Genomic DNA, 18,228 nt, shown 5'->3' with positions numbered 1-18,228 from the left:
ATTTTATTTATCTCCATACTTTTTTCCTTTATCAAATAAACTTCTCATTTCTTATATAACATGCATATAACAACTAAAAGGCGACTTCACCCAAAGTGAAATCGCCTTTTTCTAAAAAATATTTCAAAGCTTATTTTTCTATCCTAACTAATGTTCTTTCTGGAATACATAATTCATCTATATTAAAATGATTTATTTTTAAGTTCAATTCCCCTACTCGTTCCTTATCTTCATCACCAACCCAACAACTACATAATTCGAAATAGTCTCCATCTTCCAAATAACCTTCCATAATCTTGCATAAAGTTAAAAGTTTTTCTTTCGCTTCTTTTTTTCCTTTACATTTTGCCACTCGACAAGTTCAATTCCCCAACTAGTTGAAACCTCATATGTGTAATTTGTTTGGAATTGATAATCTTGTACAATTTCAAGCATACTTTCATCTGAAAAACACGGTCCAAAAACAATTAGATTATTAGAATCCGGATCCGTTAACGGAATTTCTATATTACAGCCTATGTAACTTGCTAAACTCATTTTATACTCCTCCAGTATTCGTATAAAAAATACTTCATAGTATATTTATTTACTCAAATATAAAATCCCTGCCTAAACGAAAAAGTTTTAAATTTTTATCGTTTATTAACCATCTATAACTGAAAACATATACTATGATGAACGAACTCACAAAGCATAAGAAAAGAGAGCATTTACAACACTCTCTTTTCTTACATACTCTATGGAACTTTACAAAACTGAATCAATGATTTTTATTATTATATTTTATTGCATATACTTAGGTTGTACTATTATATGTAACTCTCTCTCTGTATCCGCTTTTTTCGGATGACGAAAATAATTAAGTTCGTACTTTAACACTTTATACTCAACCATCCCGATTTTAATCCCTTTCGTTTCTTTTAATATAGCTAATAAATCACTTACATTTTCATCATATGACTCAAAAATTTTCGCGCCGCCCTCTCCTTGAAAGATTACTTTCATATATTCTCCACCACCTTAATTTATTGATGTGGTAAATGACGCGTTTAAAACAATTCATTCTTTATCCTAAAATTTTCATATGAAAAAGAACATCCTTTCCAATCGAATGCTCAGCTTTTTACTAATTATCCATGTTAAATATTTATTCAAAAACATTATATGTATTATTTTTTAAATTATGTTCGATATCCATTATTAAAGAGTAAATATATGTAATAAACTTGCATAATGAAAACCGTAGAATATTCACTTTCGTTGAAATAATTATAATCCATAATTTCCCATTGTAATTCTTAATATTTAAATGTAATATTGTATTGTCTTACTATCTATTTATAACTCACACACTAATTAGAAAAAGGGAACTCTATATGAGTTCCCTTTTCTAATTATGATTACAGTCATTATTTCTTTTCTAGAAATTTAAATGTATCTTTAAATTCTTTATTATTCACTTTAATATCAGCATCTTTCAATAAATCATTGACTACTTGTTGTTTCCATTTACCTGTCGTATCTTGTAGTCTTTGTTGTTCTATATCTTTACGAATTTTATCCTTTACTTCATCAAATGGCTTCAATTCTTTTTTATCCGTCACTTTAATAATATGGTAACCGTAAGTTGTTTTAACCGGCTCACTTACTTGGCCTGCATCTAATTTATACGCAGCTTCCTCAAATTCTTTCACTGTTTGCCCAGGAGCAAAACTAGATATTTCCCCGCCCTGTTCCTTTGAACCAGTATCTTCTGAATACTGTTTTGCTAAGGCAGCAAAATCTTCACCATTATTTACTTTCTCCTTTATTTCTTTAGCCGTTTTTTCATCTTTCACTAAAATGTGACTTACTTTCATTTCTGGTTTATAGTTATCTTTCACATCTTTATCTGTAACTGTTGCTTTAATCGCTTTCTCAAATGCAATTTCTGGCTTCATTTTTTCTTTTAATTCATCTTCATTTTTCAACCCAAGTTGTTCTAAAGTCGATTTAAAGTTCTCGCCCATTTTATCTTTTGCTTCTTCTACTTTCTTTTTTGCTTCCTCATCTGAAACTTTATATTTATCTAACAATGCCTTACTTAACATCATTTGATATAAAGTACTTTCTCCATATTGTTGTCGTAATTCTTTACTTAATTCTTTCTCTGTAACATTTCCTACTTTTGATGTTACTACGTTGTCTGAGGAACCACATGCAGATAATGCTAGCATCATGCATGAAATAATTGTTCCAATAAATATTTTCTTCTTTTTCAATTCAAATACCTCACTTTTATCATTATGCAAATTAACTATACACAGTCATTGTGAAAACAGTGTGTTTTCTACATGTAATTCATTTCATATGAGTTGACTATGTATCATGTATTTTCATTTTTAAATATAAAGAGTCTTCTTACTATGCATAGTAAGAAGACTCTTTATATAATTCTCAAAAAAATATAGCTTCTATAGTTGCTTAATAATTACATGTTTTTCAGGTATCCAACTATTCTGCCCGATATCTACCGCATTTCCCACTCTACCCCACACTCGAAAAGATTTCGATCCATCTATGTTTCCTTTATAATTCATACATTCAGGCTCTTCATAATAATTTACTCCGTAACCGACAGGATATTTTGAAGTTGCATAAAACCATTTCACATTAAAATGTTTTAAATATACCCACTGCTTATCGTTCCCTAAACAAATCATATCTTGCTCACCGCCTCCCCAATAACCTGCTAAGATTAAATATGGAATTTTCTGAGTGAGTGTACCTGTAAATTGGGGATTCATGGGGTTTTCATATAAATTTATTCCATATCCATCAGGATATTTCGAAACTGCAATACCAATGCCATTCGGTTGCTGTGTATACACTATGTTAGATTGATTTGCTTTGTTGGAATCTATAAACCAAGAAAGTGACTTATTTCCTACTAATCGATTCAGATCACATTTCCCAATCCCAGGAACATTCCCTGAATCCGTATATTGCCACATATCACATGAATATGCTGGCTTATTCCCTTCATAACGAGGGATCCATACGAAATCAGCTTCAATATTACGTGCTCCAAATGATAGATACGTGTGATGCCCTACATATAATCCTACTTTTTCCGCACCTAAACGGCGTAATTCATCAATAAATGCCTGTGTCCCGCCTTGCATATCTGCCATCGTTTGAACTTCTACGTCCGCTACCCAAAACTTAGCAGATTGATCACCACGATTCCAAAAATCTTGCGCCTCTTTCTTCGCATCAGCAATAGATATAAAACGGCAAAAAGCATAATTACCAAATGGGATACTATGCTTTTTCATTTCACTAACATAATTTTGATACATAAAATCCACCGTATTAGAGCCATCTTGAACTCTAGCAATCACTAAATCTAGCTGAGATGCTGCAATATCCCAATTGATAGTTCCATTCCATTTTGAAATGTCTACAATATACCCCATACATTCCAGCTCCTTTTGAATGTCCTATTCATAGCTAGTTTTATTGTAAGCCTCAGCTCTCTAAAACTAGCTATCTATAATATAAGTAAAAAGAATCTTTACCGTTTTTCAAAATATATTCTCTTTCAGAAATATTTCTATAAACTTTAACATGTATGCCACATAAAATATTCGAAATACACCCTACTATTCATTTATTATGTAATCTCGTCCTACCAATCATTTTTACATATATTAGAAAAAATCCCCTATATTATTAAGTTATAACTTTCAGTATCGATTTCCTTTCAACTAAAAAATTTCATCCCTCATTTTCTATATATTCTTAAGTCAAAATTACTACCTCTACATGAAATTTGAGATTTAGAAAAATTTTAATTAATTGAAGTTTACTCCTTTTAAATCACAATTTTCCAACCTGAACACTATTGGTGCATAAAAAAAGACATTTTCTATTAATGAAAATGTCTTTTTACAGTTTAATAAAACAACTTTGGTGCTAAATCTGTATTTTGTAATTCTTGATTTTCACTGCTCATAACACAACTTGTGGAAAATAGAATTGGGATACCACAAATCTCATCATTCATTACATCACGAAATACATTGGCAGCAACACCTGTAAACGTTTGACATAAGTTAGAAATATCGTCATTGAAAAACTGAATGACTTCCGCAGCGAAAACCGGAAAGACAACATTCGGTCCACCAGGGAACTGAGGCTGTACCACAACTTGTTCAAAATAAGGATTATTTTCTAGTGCTACTTGAAATAAATGAGCTATTTCAAATGCATCTAGCGGACAAGGAAATGGATTTACAATTTCATTCTCATTATTCGTTACAATAACTGTCACACTTACATTCCCAAATTGTACAAAAGATTTTAAAAGCGTTGCTAATGCTCTCGCTTTTTCGTTGCTTAACGCATGCACTAAAATAATATAATTACCACCAACAGGAATAAGTGGCCCAACTGTAACAGTTGGATCAGCACCTATTGAATTTTTCAATTCATTAAAATATGTGATCCACGGTGGCGAAAGCTGAGCTTGTACATTTTCTTCCACTACTTTATATTACCTCCTTATACCATTCTTACTAACATAATATGTAACAAATTAAAAAATGTATTAGTTATATTAACTATTTTCGTATTTATTGATTATATTAATTAAACATTTTATTTCGCATTCTCAATTTCCCTTTTACATCTTTAAGCACTTTTACTACTATGAAATTCTTTATTATAAGCAAATCCACTGAAATTTCATATTATACTAATACGACTCTATATCCATTAAATTATAATACTCAATATTAGGAGCTGATTTCATGGAAAAAAAGCCTATCGTGTTCAAAATCCCACCAAATTCAAAGCTAAAAGTTACATTTTTCGGTCCTTGTAACGAAGTAATTACAAATGTGTCTATTATTAATCAACTATGCACCCCAAAATGTCAAACTATCACGCAATATCCAGACTTTAAGAAATATGTAACTGAAGTACGATCGTTATCCCGTTGTTAGTCCGCATAATGCACGATTTTCACAACTTTGTTACCTAAAATAACTGAGAAAGAAAATGACTGCATTCCTAGACTAAAATTACTCATTTTATGATATTCCATTGATAATTCATTGATTTTTTACACGTTTTTATTAAAAGGACATATATTATCGTATGGAGATTATCCACTCATAAAACCTATCTTTCTTTGGAGCGTACTTATTATGTATGCTCTTTTTTTATGTAACCGTCCCCTTCTAAATTGACCAACAATATATTAAAATTCTTTATGTACTCAAGGAGGTCAAATATGTTCAAGCTGCATCCAATACTACTCATCTTAGGATTGATTTTGTTTTTATATAGTGTAATCGCCTTTATGTTATTCTTTTCAGTGTACTAGCATTCCCTACACAAGTTTATGTTCAATATGTAATTTCTATATAGTAAAGAAAAAACGTAATGATACGATCTTTTATGTATTTCGTCTTTCTTGTTCTATAAAAAAACTAGTAAACTTACTAACACTGAGTTTTCAGAAGCATGTTACTTATTTACATATTATTTTTTTCATTATCTGAATAAGGTTAAAGCCTCTACAAATTAAACTACACTTTACCTGTTTACTTATATATTTTAGAAAAACAATAATAATCCCCCACCATTTGGTAAGGGGATTAACTAAACCTACTAAAAAACATTTAATGATCTGTTTTATTTAATTGGAGAAGGAAATCTTGCCGCTTCAAAGTGAACCGTATTTAAACCATTAATATTTTGTACAATTACGCCCGCAATACTACTTTCTGCAAAAACTTCAACTGAATCTCCTGCTTCTAATTGAAGAATAGTAGTTACTGAAACATCATTATTAAAAAATACTCCTGTTCCAAAGAAATCATTATCTGCCGCTATTGCTGGATTTCCATTTACACGAATTTCTACTCTAGCTCTGTAATTCACATTAAAATCATTTGGAGAAAATGTTATATTTCCTAATACACTATATACCCCTCTAGTTTTCGGAGTGAAAATGGATGTTACTGGATTATATTCATTCGCTAGATCAAATTGTTCATTTTGAAATAATACTTTAACAGGAGTATTTGCTAGAACAGGTTGATTAACTGTATTCACAGCTCTAAATGCCGATGCCCTTACAAGCTCCTCTTTCTTATCATCACAACACTTCACCTTTACATACTTCCTATCACATTTACTACTTTTTCTATAACAATCATGACTTTCCTTTTTGTAATCTTTACAATACTTACAGTAATAATAAGACATAGTTAGTCCCCCTTTACACTTATTTTTATATAGTATGCTATATAGATTAGAATAGCTTGGACGACCTGTTACTATTTTTAATAGAGTAAAAAACCCTCACCATTTCGGTGAGGATTTACCTTTAAGCTTCTGTAAACTCAATGTTTAATGACTTTATTTAATCGGCGAAGGAAATCTTGCTGCTTCAAAATGTGCACCATCTTCTAAAGGACTTAAAACTCCATCTATACTACTTTGTGCATAAATCTCAACTTCATCCCCTGCATTCAATTGAACAATCGTCGAAACACTTACTACATTTCCAAAACTTATTGGACCAAAAAAGTCATTATCTATAGCTATCGCTGCGTTTCCATTCACACGAATTTCTACACGCGCTCTATAATTTAAAGTTGGATCGTTTGGAAAGAAACCAATCGTTCCAATAATAGAATATACTCCTTTAGTCTTCGGCATAAAAATAGATGTTGCTGGATTATACTCATTCGCTAAATCAAATTGTTCATTTTGAAATAACACTTTCACAAAAGTATTAGCAGGAACATTTTGATTTACTGTATTTCTAGCTCTAAATGCCGATGCTCTAACAAGATTGTCCTTGTTATCATGGCACTTACTAGTGTTCTTACAACAATCATGAAGCTTCTTTTTATACTCCTTACAATACTTACAGTAGTAATAACAAGACATACTAATTCCCCTTTCAAACTTATTACTACATATTATGTAAGATTGATTTATAAGGTTTGGACTAGCTATTTTTATTATTCATAAGGGCGCTATTAACCTGCACCCTTATTTATATACACCACTTCATTCCTTATTAGTTATAAGTTGTATACAGTTCCATATGGAATAGTAAGAAAAGAACTTCCGTACGGTGTAACATGATGTACTGGGTAAAAATACTCTACGGATGAATAATACGGTTGTACACCTTGCTGCTGCATTTGCAATTGTTGTTGCATTTGCAATGCTTGTTGAATAGCTTGGACTGTACTTTGTGCTCCACTATACGTTATAGATGTACCATACGCTGGTCGCATACCAGTTTCAGAATTAAAATATGAATAAAACATGATTTTCAACTCACTTCCGTATAATTTATTACAAAGTATGTTATGATTCTATATTTCAGTGAGTGCTGAAAGCTAATTCACTAGCTTTTATTAAGTTTAAACATTTTTAATATAAATATCATTCTCCAAATAAAAGCACCCTCAACGGATGCTTTTTGTTTCTCGCTAAATTTTCCTACTACCATTATTCATTAGCAATAATTTAGTTGTCCACGAATTTCACCATTAGGATGTTGTACTGTATGAACATTAATATATATGTTTCCAGATATAATCTCATTTACAAGAGTGCCTAATGTTTGACCCGCTAACGGTCCAACCAAATCTTCTTGAGTAATCATTCCCGTAAGAGTTGCGCACTCTATTGAAACTGGATTTGTTATCGGTCCAAATAAAAAAGCTACAACAGGGCCGTTCGTTCCTTTTAATCCAAGATGCAGATGGGCAGCTACTACATCCTCTATATTGAATAAATCTAACTTGAACCTTAGGCTAAGCTCGTCCCGACTTAATTTAAAGAAACCCTCTCCTCGAGCATCTGTTTCTACTGGTGGAACTTCATTTCTACCACGCAATTTTGCAAAGAACATATCTATCACTCCTATAATTTTTATACTTCTAATATATTCTGACCCTTCTTATAAAGTGACAAAAAAGCAGCTGTTAGGTCAATTTTAATTTATTAAATATAATAGTTTAATTTATTAATTATATTAAATTCATACATTTAACTATTACACTTTTAAAGTTTAATCCATATACTATATTAGATTACTAGAAAGGAGGCGTAAGCATGGAAAGTTGTGTTTTGTTCGTTAATGGACAACCTCTTTTAGTGGTTTCAGTTGCTGGAATCGAAATTGCTAGATTAGAGCTTTCTCTTCAAGTAGCATTGACTCTAATAGCATTAGGAATTCCAATTTGTGCATAATAGTTAGCCAGTTATAAAAAAGAGGGCTTAAGCTCTCTTTTTTATTTATTCCTTAACATTAAAAAAGACACCAGTTGGATAATGGTATCTATTGAAATATTCACCATAAGTTTCATCACTACTAAATTAATAATCCTAATTCATGTATAATTCCTGAGAACGAATAACCATATGCAAATCCTAAAATACGAACTCCTGGATTCCATCTATGTTCTAAATCCTCATTGTACGTTTCCTTGTAATATGCTAGTTTCGAATATATGTTATATTTGTCGTTAACAATTACTTCATCACTAGAAAATCCATCCATTCTAATCTGAACAGCTACATATTCTACTCCTTCATTTAATAACATTTTTCTAATTCTTCTAATGTCTTCCGCACTATTAACCTTCTATTTAAACGGTCATTATGTTCAATAAAAAAGCAGTCACATCCGAGGTTGCAAACATATACAAAAGGCACTCTTAATGAGCATTTAATAAATTATAAGCTATTTTCTTTTCTTACAAAATAGCATATGGTTTTTATATAGAAATCATTCTTCAAAAAGCAAGGTTATTCATATGTCTTTTCAAAAATATAGTGATAACACTAAAATGTATTAATAAAGTGAAACTTTAATCAGTCCTCACCAATTGGGCATTTACGGGCAGCCTGATCTCCACCTAACTTCTTTGCTTGCGCTTAATTTTGAGGTAGGGATCTTACTGCCCGCAAATAGCGGAATTAATTTGATTTTAGCGTTGGTTCCATTACAATAATTTATTAATTAAAGAGCCTCTTTCCATAGGAGCTCTCTTTCATTCTCTCAATTTAAATTTACTATTCCATTATTAATAAGTATAAGTTATTTTCTAAAAAGCAGTTTCTATTACCAGTTTTTATGAAATCTTTTAGTTTTTACTAACAGCTCTTTTTTATTAAACTAATAATACTCCTTAAACCCATTTTACCTACTGCATCATATAATTTTAAACTTAGAATTCAATAAAAAAGTTTCTTACCATTAAATATGCGCACTATATGAGGTTCTTTTAAAACTAGTCTATTTATCATCCCCTTCTAACTCCTCACTTTCTTCACGTATTTGTCCAATTAATGAAAATACAGAACCTACGGCTTGGATCCAACTTCCTATGGTATCTATTGACTGGCCTTCTTTCTTTTTATCCGGTTGACTATTTGCTTGATTGTCTAAAATTTCCCCTGTATCATTTACTAGATTTTCTTTACTATCCTGCCGATCTCTTCTAATACTTTTTAGCTCATATATCCCTCCAATCGCTTGCAAGGAATTTCCTATAGCTTGCAATAAGTTTCCTACAACATTAAAAGACTCATCTTTATCTGAAGTATCTTCAAATTCATCTGCTAATGCTGTAAGTCCTCCTAAAGCCTGCGCCCAATTTCCAGAAATAACTAATTTAACTTTTGTTTCATCTGTAAAATCAATAACTAACCCTGATATTACAGTTACATTACCAATTGATTGGATTTCGTTTCCAATTTTTTCAAAGGAAATTTCCCCTTGACCATCAGCCTCTAAAGCGTTACCAACTGCTTGCAATGTGTTTCCATATATATTCAGATTCTCCCTTACATTACTGCTTATAAAATAGAACGGTGTACTTCCAATAGCGGAAGTTATTGTACCTATAGCTGCTATCAATGCACCAAATATTTCTTTTAATTGGTTCTCCATTTATAACCTATCCCAACATTAAATAATTACTTTTATCCTATTTAATCACACAGCTCTCTGTTAGAAATTCAAACTGTCCCTTAACCTGTTCCTTCTTTATTATATTGTCTTATAAAAACAAACATCCTTAAAAATAACACCTATATATTGATCGTTTCTCTACATTGTTTTGTATAATACATATTACTAACACCGCTTTTTTTATGTTCCTATCTTTAAATGTATTAAACCACTTACTAGTCATTATTCTCTTCACATAAATTGCGCATTTTATGATTGGAAAAAATAAATAAATTCCCATTAAACTTTTTAACCTTCATTATATTTCCTATTAATAACTAAGCGTTGATATATATCCAATTAGAACCTCCCGATTTTCTTGAAAATTTTTTAAAAACTTAGAAGCGATAATAATTTATCTATATCACGATCTAAACTACTCTTCCTAGCCATACATATTCTTCGCCTTCGAATCATGTCTCTATAAAATAAAAAAACAGCTATTAAACTGCTTTAAATTCATTTTATCCCCAAAAGAAATGATATATATATTCTCCCGTTACACTTTGATCGATTCCAACAATTCTAGCAAATCTCATCAAGTCCGCTCCCTGAAGAAAATACATTGTGAGCGTAACTGGCACTTGTGACCACATAAATTGATAAAACTCCTCGACTCTCCGATTTGTCGAAACAATTAAATCATTTACAGGTCCTTGATTCCATATTGAAGTTCTAACTGAAGTAAACGGAATATCTTTCCCATTAACCACTATTCTGGCCATACTTTGAGTTATGTCCACACCAATTCCCTCCATCGTTATAAAAATCGGACCTGTTTCTACAGTCATATTTTATAAATATTCTTGACTGTTATAAATGATTAAGGCAAATCCCTAATAAAGTTTTTTATTAATTAATTTCCATTACATTTATATAAATTCTAGCCTTATACAGTTTTTATAATAAAATATGAAATATTCATGTGTTATCTTCAATACGTTCTTTTCTTTTTATAATTTCGTGTGAGATATACCATGACTTGAAGCCCTAGCCTCCTAATCCTAGGGCTTCTCCATTGAAATAACGATTTTAATAAAACTTTTCACCTTTTAACTGGACAAGCATATATTATTGTATGGAGGCATCCACTCATAGAAATCTATCTTTCTTGTGAAAGAGCATGCTTATATGCATGTTCTTTTTCGATATTATGAAATAAAGACTTCACATACATTAGAGAAATACATACAATACTTATGATCATCTCATTATGAATCATTTAGTATCATTTTCCATACATTCCTTGGTCATGGAACGCCTTTCTCCCAAGGCGTTCTTTAATTTCCAGATAAGGGGTTTGTTAAAGTGAAACTCTAATCAATGGGGGGTGTTCATCCCCCACTGATTATTAGCCCTTACCAATCGGGCTTTTACGGGCAGCCCGACCCCCACCTAACTTCTTTGCTTCTGCTGAATTTTAAGGTGGGGTCTTACTGCTCACAAATAGCGGGCTAAAATCTTTAAATCCACTGAAACCATGTTCCTTTGTCTCTCTGATTCCATCAATTATAGAAAATAGCTAAACCAATTAACGCCTTTGTTCACTGTAGTAATTTTCTTGTATAATAAAAGTTAATTAATCTAGAAGGGACTGAATTATGCGCAGATATCAATATTTTTAAACTACCTATTCTTACAACATAACGGAGGTAAAAGTATTGATTACTGAACTACACACACAACGATTATATTTAAGGCAAATGAAAGCATCTGATTCATTAAGTATGTTTAAAATATGGTCTGATCCTGATATTACTAAATTCATGAATATAAGTAATTTCACCGATGAAAGCCAGGCAAAAGATATGATTCAATTTCTTAACGAACTCGCTCAAAATAATAAAGCTATACGTTTTACTATTATTGAAAAAGAATCTAATCACATTATCGGTTCATGTGGCTATAATTCCTTAGATTTTGAAAACTCAAAGACTGAGATTGGTTATGATATTTCAAAAAAATTTTGGGGTAAAGGATATGCCCCTGAAGCAATATCCTCTTTATTAGATTATGCTTTTACACATTTAAAACTATATCGTGTTGAAGCAAAAGTTGAACCTGCAAATGTAAATTCCATAAAGGTATTAGAAAAATTAAACTTTACTTTTGAAGGGACTCTGAGAAAGAGCGAAAAATCAGCTGGAAAGCTTATCGATTTAAATATCTATTCGAAATTAATAAGCGATTAATTTTAGTCACTCTGCCCACACTCAATCAAAGTGTGGGCTTCTTTAATTGCTGTATAAAATTCAGAAGTTTGACACAATCCTGGAAAAAGCTTATAAAGTAAAGTGAGGTTCCGTTATTTTCACACTTAGAAGTGCAGTCATGTTATATACAATTTAAAATACAGTTTTATAAGTGTGAACGAACTACAAAACTAAAAAACAAATAATAAGTTTGCAACATGTTTGCAAATACGAATTTTGCATATAAATTCGTGTAATATTGAAAGGAGTTTTACTTATGAAAGAAATTAAAACAGAACAAGAATTCAAAGACATCATCGCAAGCGAGGAGCCTGTAGTTGTTAAGTTCTTTACTACATGGTGCCCAGATTGCGTACGTATGGACAACTTTATCGGAGATGTAATGGAAGAGTTCAATAAATTTGAATGGTATTCTATTAATAAAGATGAGTTTCCAAGTATCGCTGAAGAGTATCAAGTAATGGGTATTCCAAGTTTACTTGTATACCAAAATAGTGAGAAGCTAGGCCACTTACATAGTGCTAATGCAAAAACTGAAGAGCAAGTTACTGAGTTTTTAGAAGCATACTAAAATAAAAGCCCTCTGGAAAATATTTTTCAGAGGGCTTTCATCTGTTTTCACAATTATCTTTTGATGTTTTTCATCGTTTAATGAATTACACCCTGTCATTATAAGAATAGTACATAGTAAGAAAAGTATTCGCTTCTTCATCCATCTACCCTCCTATCTCTTTAGTAAATAAACTCTAATTAGGTTCACACCCTGACTTTGTACTTTTCAACATATTTTTCCTTCACGAAACTTTGTTATCCCCTTCTTAAAAAGCTATAAAACGTCAACAATGTTTGTATAGACCCACACGACTTTCGTTTGATACTCTATTTATAGAAAGAAATTCCTTTAAAGAAAGGTGAGTGATTAAAATGGATACTCTTTCTCATAAAGAAGCTGATAAAGGTGCTATTGTCAGCATTATGGCCTACATATTTTTATCCTCTATGAAAATCATCATCAGTTATATTACCCTCTCTAGCGCATTGCGTGCTGACGGTTTAAATAACTTAACGGATATCGGTGCTTCTTTAGCAATATTAATTGGTCTAAAAATATCTCGTAAACCTCGTGACCCAGATCATCCGTATGGGCATTCGCGGGCCGAACAAATCGCATCACTTGTTGCTTCCTTCATTATGGCAACAGTCGGATTAGAAGTTGTTATTAGTGCCATTCAATCTTTCTTAAATCCGAAACACGCAGCGCCTAATGTACTCGCTGCATGGGTTGCTTTATTTTCTGCTGTCGTTATGTATTGCGTGTATTTGTATACGAAAAAAATTGCAGCACGAACAAAAAGTAAATCATTAGAAGCCGCTGCAAAGGATAACTTATCAGATGCACTCGTAAGTATTGGTACTGTAGTAGGTATTGTCGGTTCTCAGTTCCAAATGCCTATTTTAGACCCTATTGCCGCTTTAATTGTCGGTCTTATTATTTGTAAAACTGCATGGGAGATTTTCGTAGAATCTTCTCATATGCTTACAGATGGAATTGATCCTGATAAAATGGAAGAATACGCTGATGCTATTGAGCATATTGGCGGTGTGGAAAACATTGTAGATATTCGAGCACGTATGTACGGGAATCAAACGTACGTTGATATTACAATTGAAGTAGATGCTCGTATGGATGTTGGAGAAAGTCACTGTATTACCGACAACATCGAAGCTATGCTTCGCAAAAAGTTTGGAATTTACCATGCACACATTCATGTTGAGCCAATGAAAAAAGAACCTATTATGACATAGGTTCTTTTTTTATAAACGTTTTATGGAATATAACACATAAAACGAGCCAGCTACCGCCGGCTGCCCATCCTGCTAATATGTCAGATGGATAGTGCACGCCAAGATATATTCGGCTAACTGAAATAGATAATACAACAAAGCTTGCTATAAGAATAATTAACAATTTTTTATGCAACGAAATACGCTCTTCAGTAATTGTGACGTATGCAATAAATCCTAAAAAAGCAGTAGCATTCATCGTATGACCGCTCGGAAAACTATATCCAGTTGCAGTAACAAGCTGCGTGACATCAGGTCTTGCTCGTTCGTACCATAGTTTAAGCATACTGTTTAAATAACGAGATCCGTAGTAATTAATTGTTAGAAGCAACGCACTAAGCAACTTTTTTCTAACGAGAAAATACATTACAAGAATAATGAGTAATGGAAAATATATTCTTTTGGAACCGATAAAAGACACCCAAGTAAAATAGGTCGTCAAATAATCGTTTCGAAAGCTTTGAATAAAATGTGCGACTATATTGTCAAAGTTCTCAATACAAGCGGTATGATACGAAAGTGATAATACGACAAAACAAATGAGTAACGTAAAACTTAGCAAGTATAAATGTCGATATCGTTTCACATACATAACCTCACTATGCAAAAAAATGGAGCGGTTGTTTTAGTTTTCCTCTCCATTTCTTTTTTATGCATAGTTTATTAAAAAATATAATTATTAATTTTTTGCTTCATCTCAGGGATATCTTCTCTTGTTACGGTAAAACGAATCACCTTCTCATCAAGATCAAGTGCCTCAGCGAATAAACCAGCTAATCCACGTGATTTTCTATCTACTTCCATAATTATTTCTAATCGGTCGTATGCACGTGGCAAGATTAATAATTCTAATTCATCTAATTTCCCATAGTACTCTCCAGAAACCGGAATAAACTCAAATTCTTGTGCGAATGGAACTTGCTTACGTAATCGATGCGGTAATTCTTCACATTCTATATGACGTGCTTTAAACCCTAATTCATTTACACTATCTAAAACACTACTTAATAATGCATTGGGTAACACTTGAACGTAGTCGCGGTCACTTGGGTCTATACTACGTTTAATATCAAGACCTGTATGAATCCAAACCGTTTTCATACCAAGTGTAAGTGGTGCTTCAATTGGCATTGGAAAAGAAAATGGAATGTCAACTGTTTCATTCGGTTCTACAGAAAAAGGTTCGGTTAAGCGTACTCGCTCTAAATCATATGTTGTTGTTACTTTTTTATCATCCACTTCTCGTACATACGACGTCGATAATGTTAAGTAAATGCTTTCAATTTGTTGGCTAACTGAACCTCCAGTTATATGAACTTTTCCAACTATTTCTTCCCCAACAATATACTCATCTTTTTCAAGAACAGTATCTACCTTTGCCCTTCCAATACCAACGCTTGCTAAAAACTTTTGAAACATGGAGTCTCCATCCTTTCTAAAGCAGAAGCTACATCTTGTTTTAAATCTTGTACATTCTCATAGTACGGCGTTTTTATTTGTAACATTCGCATAAGCATTTCGCGAGTATAATGTTCCAAAGTTAATTCTTCGTACCATGGTTTTTCCTGTTTTTCATTAGATTCATATCCTGCATATAATAAAAATAATGAGAAATGACCGAGCGCATAAAAGTCGCTACGAAATTGAACTTCTCGCATCAAAGCTTGTTCACCTTCGTAAGTTGTAGCTCGCTCATCATCCTCACCTTTCCATTTAGCCAATCCAAAATCAATAATACTAATTTGATTTTCTTTCATTAGTATGTTTGGAATGCGTAAATCTCGATGAATAATGCCTTCACTATGAAACACCGATACAATTTCTAATATTTCATATAAAATCTCAAAAACTTCACGTTCTGTATATACATACCCATCTATGAAAATATAATCTTCAAAATTTTTACCAGGCATGTACTCCATCACAAAGAAGCTCTTTTTCTCCCATAGGAAATGATCATATAGACTAGGAATTGCATGATGATTTAATGTTTGTAAAATCATTTTCTCTTGTTCAAATGATCTTCTACCAGACTCATATCTTTGTTTACTTTGTCTTAATTGTTTTAAGACTTTATATCTATTTATTTGTAAATCATTAACGACATATGTAACCCCATAACTGCCCATTCCAATTACTGATTCAATTTTATAACGCTCTGCAACAATTGTATTTTTTCGCAGTGGTCTATCAAATAATGCTAGTACACGACGCCATTTCATCAGCTGCTTGAAAAGAAGCTACGGCTTTTACGTTTTCTTTTATAATGTTGATGTCCATAACCAGATGAACGTCGTTTATAATCGCTACTTGAATACGAGCGCCCTCTACGACGATAATCACTACTTGAATACGAACGATATTTTTTCTTTCCTAATAAAGAATCAATAATTTTTTTGAACATTCCTTCACCTCTTGAGTAAAATTTCCTTTTCATTATACCAATAATTATTGACTATATTTGTGACAGGTTTGTAAAGAGTAAAAAACGACGAGTTATGCCCGTCGTTACTTTCATTCATCCTCTTCATCAAAAACTTCATCAATCATGCATTTCTCTAATAAATACTCAAATGTAATATCTGCGAGATCTTCAATTTCTTCTCGTTTTGGGACGTACCCTCTTTCAATTAGTTGCTCATAAAAAAACTCCGCAATCTCTTCCGTATCAATCACGACTTCAATTTCCTTCATGAGCATCACTCCTTTATTTCTGTTTTATGAAAAAATCTCAAAATTATGTATATGAGATTAGAAAAATAGATTTTATTTTTTTATAGGTCATAACCTTTGGACGAGATACATACGATTGTAGTACAAGCTATTCAAAGGGGGAAATAATAATGGAAAATCAATATGAAGTAGGACAAACAAAAGAAGAGTTCATGCATGAAGATCAATGGGCAGACTCTCTTATAAAGTGGCTTTTTATTTTTTTAATAGTTGTAGGCATACCTTATACTGCATATGTTGTTGTTCAATTTATTCTCTCTTTCTAGTTAACTATTTTTTCTCTGTCAATTTAACTAAATAATTATGAACAACATCCATTACAATTTTATATTCTTCATCTTTAAATGTATCGAACAATAATTGATAATCGTTATAAATATCAAGTAATCCATCAATGATTTCTTGACGATTCGTCTTAACACTCACTTTTTTCGAGTTGTTAATTGACTTTAACTTCCCTAAATCTAATTTATTCATACCTGCTTTATCTTGTTTCATTTTCTTCAAAATTGCATTTGCCGTTTGAGCATTGGCGAGTAACGTTAAATCTGATTCATCCGCTTCTAACCATTCACCATCCGTAATCCGTGACAATTCATAAATTGTATCTTCCCATGCATCATTCTTATATCTCCATACTTCTGTACGAAAACCAACAATACGGAAAACATCTTTATCATATCCAGTTACTTGCACAAGATCACCAAACGTAAAATTATAATTTAATTCAATCCACTCCGTATCGCCCTTTTTCATATCTTGCTCTGTAACGTGCTGCAATGTTTGCTCTACGTAAAAGCCATCGTGATTATTGACTTCGTATACATAAACTCCATCTAAAACCTTCATATTTGTGATTTTCCCAACGGTTCCATATAGCGTAATCACGACTATGTCCCCTACGTTGTATTTAGGTTGTTTTTTTCTTGCCATCTCTATCTCTCCTTTTTTTGACGTCGTGATTTTGATATCAGTATATGCAACCTACATAAAAACGCTTATCACAGAAGCTTATATTCATAAATTTTTTCAATAAAAAATATAATCTTATAAAATTTACATTACACTCAAAAAAAAGCTAGTAACTAGACTAGCTTCAAATCAACAAATTTCATAATAAAAAACATACAGAATACTTCACTTTAAATAAAGTAATGTATTCTGTATGTTTTCAAATAGTTTTTATCTATCTTGTATGTATAAATCCCAGGCTTCATCAAATATAGACATACTTTCTAGCATTCCGCTCAACTCTAAGTATGAACTAATTTCATCATAGTCTTCAGATTGCTTCGGAAAACTTAAATCATCATACATCGCCTCTGCTAAATCTGAAATTTCATTTCTAAATAAAGCTGCACGATGCTTCATCATATAATGGTAAAATGTCTTTTTCAAAAATAT

Annotated in this window: 25 protein-coding genes and 1 pseudogene; 6 read left to right on the top strand and 20 right to left on the bottom strand. The window is 31.9% G+C overall.

What is annotated here, in order from left to right:
• Positions 1-130 precede the first annotated feature (130 nt).
• The 6 genes from ACTFRH_RS07785 to ACTFRH_RS07760 all read right to left on the bottom strand — a co-directional run bounded on the left by ACTFRH_RS07785 (position 131) and on the right by ACTFRH_RS07760 (position 4,528).
• Entirely contained in the window at positions 131-292 is a 162-nt protein-coding gene (locus ACTFRH_RS07785) for a hypothetical protein (protein WP_000399419.1), read from the bottom strand.
• A gap of 14 nt (positions 293-306) precedes the next feature.
• Positions 307-537 carry a hypothetical protein gene (locus ACTFRH_RS07780; protein WP_000050497.1) on the bottom strand — a complete coding sequence of 77 codons (231 nt, stop codon included), beginning with the start codon at positions 535-537 and terminating at the stop codon, positions 307-309.
• Positions 538-783: 246 nt separating this feature from the next.
• Entirely contained in the window at positions 784-1,005 is a 222-nt protein-coding gene (locus ACTFRH_RS07775; protein WP_000864280.1) for a hypothetical protein, read from the bottom strand.
• A 404-nt stretch (positions 1,006-1,409) separates the two neighbouring features.
• Complete coding sequence (locus ACTFRH_RS07770; protein ID WP_000727343.1) at positions 1,410-2,261, bottom strand: peptidylprolyl isomerase PrsA; 852 nt, start codon at positions 2,259-2,261, stop codon at positions 1,410-1,412.
• A 192-nt stretch (positions 2,262-2,453) separates the two neighbouring features.
• Positions 2,454-3,458, bottom strand: coding sequence for a glycoside hydrolase family 25 protein (locus tag ACTFRH_RS07765; protein ID WP_000540657.1), 1,005 nt, complete (start codon positions 3,456-3,458; stop codon positions 2,454-2,456).
• 479 nt (positions 3,459-3,937) lie between these two features.
• The gene (locus tag ACTFRH_RS07760; protein WP_000392280.1) at positions 3,938-4,528 is read right to left on the bottom strand and encodes a hypothetical protein; all 591 of its coding nucleotides are present in this window, start codon (positions 4,526-4,528) and stop codon (positions 3,938-3,940) included.
• Between the two features lie 265 nt (positions 4,529-4,793).
• Between ACTFRH_RS07760 and ACTFRH_RS07755 the strand changes: the two genes are divergently transcribed.
• On the top strand, positions 4,794-4,988 hold the full coding sequence (locus tag ACTFRH_RS07755) for a hypothetical protein (protein ID WP_000412557.1): 195 nt from the start codon (positions 4,794-4,796) through the stop codon (positions 4,986-4,988).
• A 694-nt stretch (positions 4,989-5,682) separates the two neighbouring features.
• Here the strand turns inward: ACTFRH_RS07755 and ACTFRH_RS07750 are convergent.
• The 4 genes from ACTFRH_RS07750 to ACTFRH_RS07735 form a co-directional block, all read right to left on the bottom strand.
• Complete coding sequence (locus ACTFRH_RS07750; protein ID WP_000122942.1) at positions 5,683-6,258, bottom strand: hypothetical protein; 576 nt, start codon at positions 6,256-6,258, stop codon at positions 5,683-5,685.
• A 153-nt stretch (positions 6,259-6,411) separates the two neighbouring features.
• Entirely contained in the window at positions 6,412-6,948 is a 537-nt protein-coding gene (locus ACTFRH_RS07745; protein WP_001278090.1) for a C1q-like domain-containing protein, read from the bottom strand.
• 137 nt (positions 6,949-7,085) lie between these two features.
• Positions 7,086-7,337, bottom strand: a complete 252-nt coding sequence (locus tag ACTFRH_RS07740; protein WP_000500095.1) for a DUF3947 family protein — start codon at positions 7,335-7,337, stop codon at positions 7,086-7,088.
• Positions 7,338-7,528: 191 nt separating this feature from the next.
• Positions 7,529-7,927 (bottom strand): CHRD domain-containing protein, encoded by a 399-nt coding sequence (locus ACTFRH_RS07735; RefSeq protein ID WP_000464545.1) that lies wholly within the window; start codon positions 7,925-7,927, stop codon positions 7,529-7,531.
• A gap of 203 nt (positions 7,928-8,130) precedes the next feature.
• Between ACTFRH_RS07735 and ACTFRH_RS07730 the strand changes: the two genes are divergently transcribed.
• Positions 8,131-8,268, top strand: coding sequence for a DUF3956 family protein (locus ACTFRH_RS07730; RefSeq protein ID WP_000443219.1), 138 nt, complete (start codon positions 8,131-8,133; stop codon positions 8,266-8,268).
• 121 nt (positions 8,269-8,389) lie between these two features.
• On the opposite strand, the pseudogene ACTFRH_RS07725 reads toward ACTFRH_RS07730, so the two are convergent.
• The 3 genes and pseudogenes from ACTFRH_RS07725 to ACTFRH_RS07715 all read right to left on the bottom strand — a co-directional run bounded on the left by ACTFRH_RS07725 (position 8,390) and on the right by ACTFRH_RS07715 (position 10,824).
• A pseudogene (locus ACTFRH_RS07725) lies at positions 8,390-8,655 on the bottom strand (hypothetical protein).
• Positions 8,656-9,316: 661 nt separating this feature from the next.
• The gene (locus tag ACTFRH_RS07720) at positions 9,317-9,973 is read right to left on the bottom strand and encodes a DUF6944 family repetitive protein (protein WP_000431339.1); all 657 of its coding nucleotides are present in this window, start codon (positions 9,971-9,973) and stop codon (positions 9,317-9,319) included.
• A gap of 524 nt (positions 9,974-10,497) precedes the next feature.
• Positions 10,498-10,824, bottom strand: a complete 327-nt coding sequence (locus tag ACTFRH_RS07715) for a hypothetical protein (RefSeq protein WP_002164002.1) — start codon at positions 10,822-10,824, stop codon at positions 10,498-10,500.
• 870 nt (positions 10,825-11,694) lie between these two features.
• Between ACTFRH_RS07715 and ACTFRH_RS07710 the strand changes: the two genes are divergently transcribed.
• The 3 genes from ACTFRH_RS07710 (at position 11,695) to ACTFRH_RS07700 (ending at position 14,052) form a co-directional block, all read left to right on the top strand.
• Positions 11,695-12,225, top strand: a complete 531-nt coding sequence (locus ACTFRH_RS07710) for a GNAT family N-acetyltransferase (RefSeq protein WP_000627264.1) — start codon at positions 11,695-11,697, stop codon at positions 12,223-12,225.
• A gap of 277 nt (positions 12,226-12,502) precedes the next feature.
• Entirely contained in the window at positions 12,503-12,817 is a 315-nt protein-coding gene (locus ACTFRH_RS07705) for a thioredoxin family protein (protein WP_000658788.1), read from the top strand.
• A gap of 353 nt (positions 12,818-13,170) precedes the next feature.
• A complete protein-coding gene (locus tag ACTFRH_RS07700; protein ID WP_000380379.1) occupies positions 13,171-14,052 on the top strand; it encodes a cation diffusion facilitator family transporter in 882 nt (293 codons plus the stop codon).
• On the opposite strand, the gene ACTFRH_RS07695 is transcribed toward ACTFRH_RS07700, so the two are convergent.
• The 5 genes from ACTFRH_RS07695 to ACTFRH_RS07675 all read right to left on the bottom strand — a co-directional run bounded on the left by ACTFRH_RS07695 (position 14,042) and on the right by ACTFRH_RS07675 (position 16,785).
• Entirely contained in the window at positions 14,042-14,677 is a 636-nt protein-coding gene (locus tag ACTFRH_RS07695) for a phosphatase PAP2 family protein (protein ID WP_000833370.1), read from the bottom strand. The genes ACTFRH_RS07700 and ACTFRH_RS07695 overlap by 11 nt on opposite strands.
• 77 nt (positions 14,678-14,754) lie before the next feature.
• Positions 14,755-15,510, bottom strand: coding sequence for a sporulation protein (locus tag ACTFRH_RS07690; protein ID WP_000486610.1), 756 nt, complete (start codon positions 15,508-15,510; stop codon positions 14,755-14,757).
• The gene (locus ACTFRH_RS07685; protein WP_000872069.1) at positions 15,492-16,313 is read right to left on the bottom strand and encodes a serine/threonine protein kinase; all 822 of its coding nucleotides are present in this window, start codon (positions 16,311-16,313) and stop codon (positions 15,492-15,494) included. The genes ACTFRH_RS07690 and ACTFRH_RS07685 overlap by 19 nt, the downstream gene beginning before the upstream one ends.
• The gene (locus ACTFRH_RS07680; protein WP_000473371.1) at positions 16,313-16,495 is read right to left on the bottom strand and encodes a hypothetical protein; all 183 of its coding nucleotides are present in this window, start codon (positions 16,493-16,495) and stop codon (positions 16,313-16,315) included. Before ACTFRH_RS07680 ends, ACTFRH_RS07685 begins: the two co-directional genes overlap by 1 nt.
• 110 nt (positions 16,496-16,605) lie before the next feature.
• Positions 16,606-16,785, bottom strand: a complete 180-nt coding sequence (locus tag ACTFRH_RS07675; protein ID WP_000658451.1) for a YozD family protein — start codon at positions 16,783-16,785, stop codon at positions 16,606-16,608.
• Between the two features lie 149 nt (positions 16,786-16,934).
• Between ACTFRH_RS07675 and ACTFRH_RS07670 the strand changes: the two genes are divergently transcribed.
• Positions 16,935-17,090 carry a DUF3930 family protein gene (locus ACTFRH_RS07670; RefSeq protein WP_000431486.1) on the top strand — a complete coding sequence of 52 codons (156 nt, stop codon included), beginning with the start codon at positions 16,935-16,937 and terminating at the stop codon, positions 17,088-17,090.
• A gap of 4 nt (positions 17,091-17,094) precedes the next feature.
• Here ACTFRH_RS07670 and ACTFRH_RS07665 read toward each other — a convergent pair whose 3' ends face one another.
• Complete coding sequence (locus tag ACTFRH_RS07665; RefSeq protein WP_000101499.1) at positions 17,095-17,757, bottom strand: hypothetical protein; 663 nt, start codon at positions 17,755-17,757, stop codon at positions 17,095-17,097.
• A gap of 249 nt (positions 17,758-18,006) precedes the next feature.
• Positions 18,007-18,222 (bottom strand): YozE family protein, encoded by a 216-nt coding sequence (locus ACTFRH_RS07660; protein ID WP_000750717.1) that lies wholly within the window; start codon positions 18,220-18,222, stop codon positions 18,007-18,009.
• Positions 18,223-18,228: the final 6 nt, after the last annotated feature.

The organism is Bacillus cereus group sp. MYBK216-1, from assembly GCF_051916495.1.
GTDB classification, from domain to species: domain Bacteria; phylum Bacillota; class Bacilli; order Bacillales; family Bacillaceae_G; genus Bacillus_A; species Bacillus_A thuringiensis_K.
This window is presented reverse-complemented; position numbering and strand designations above follow the sequence as displayed.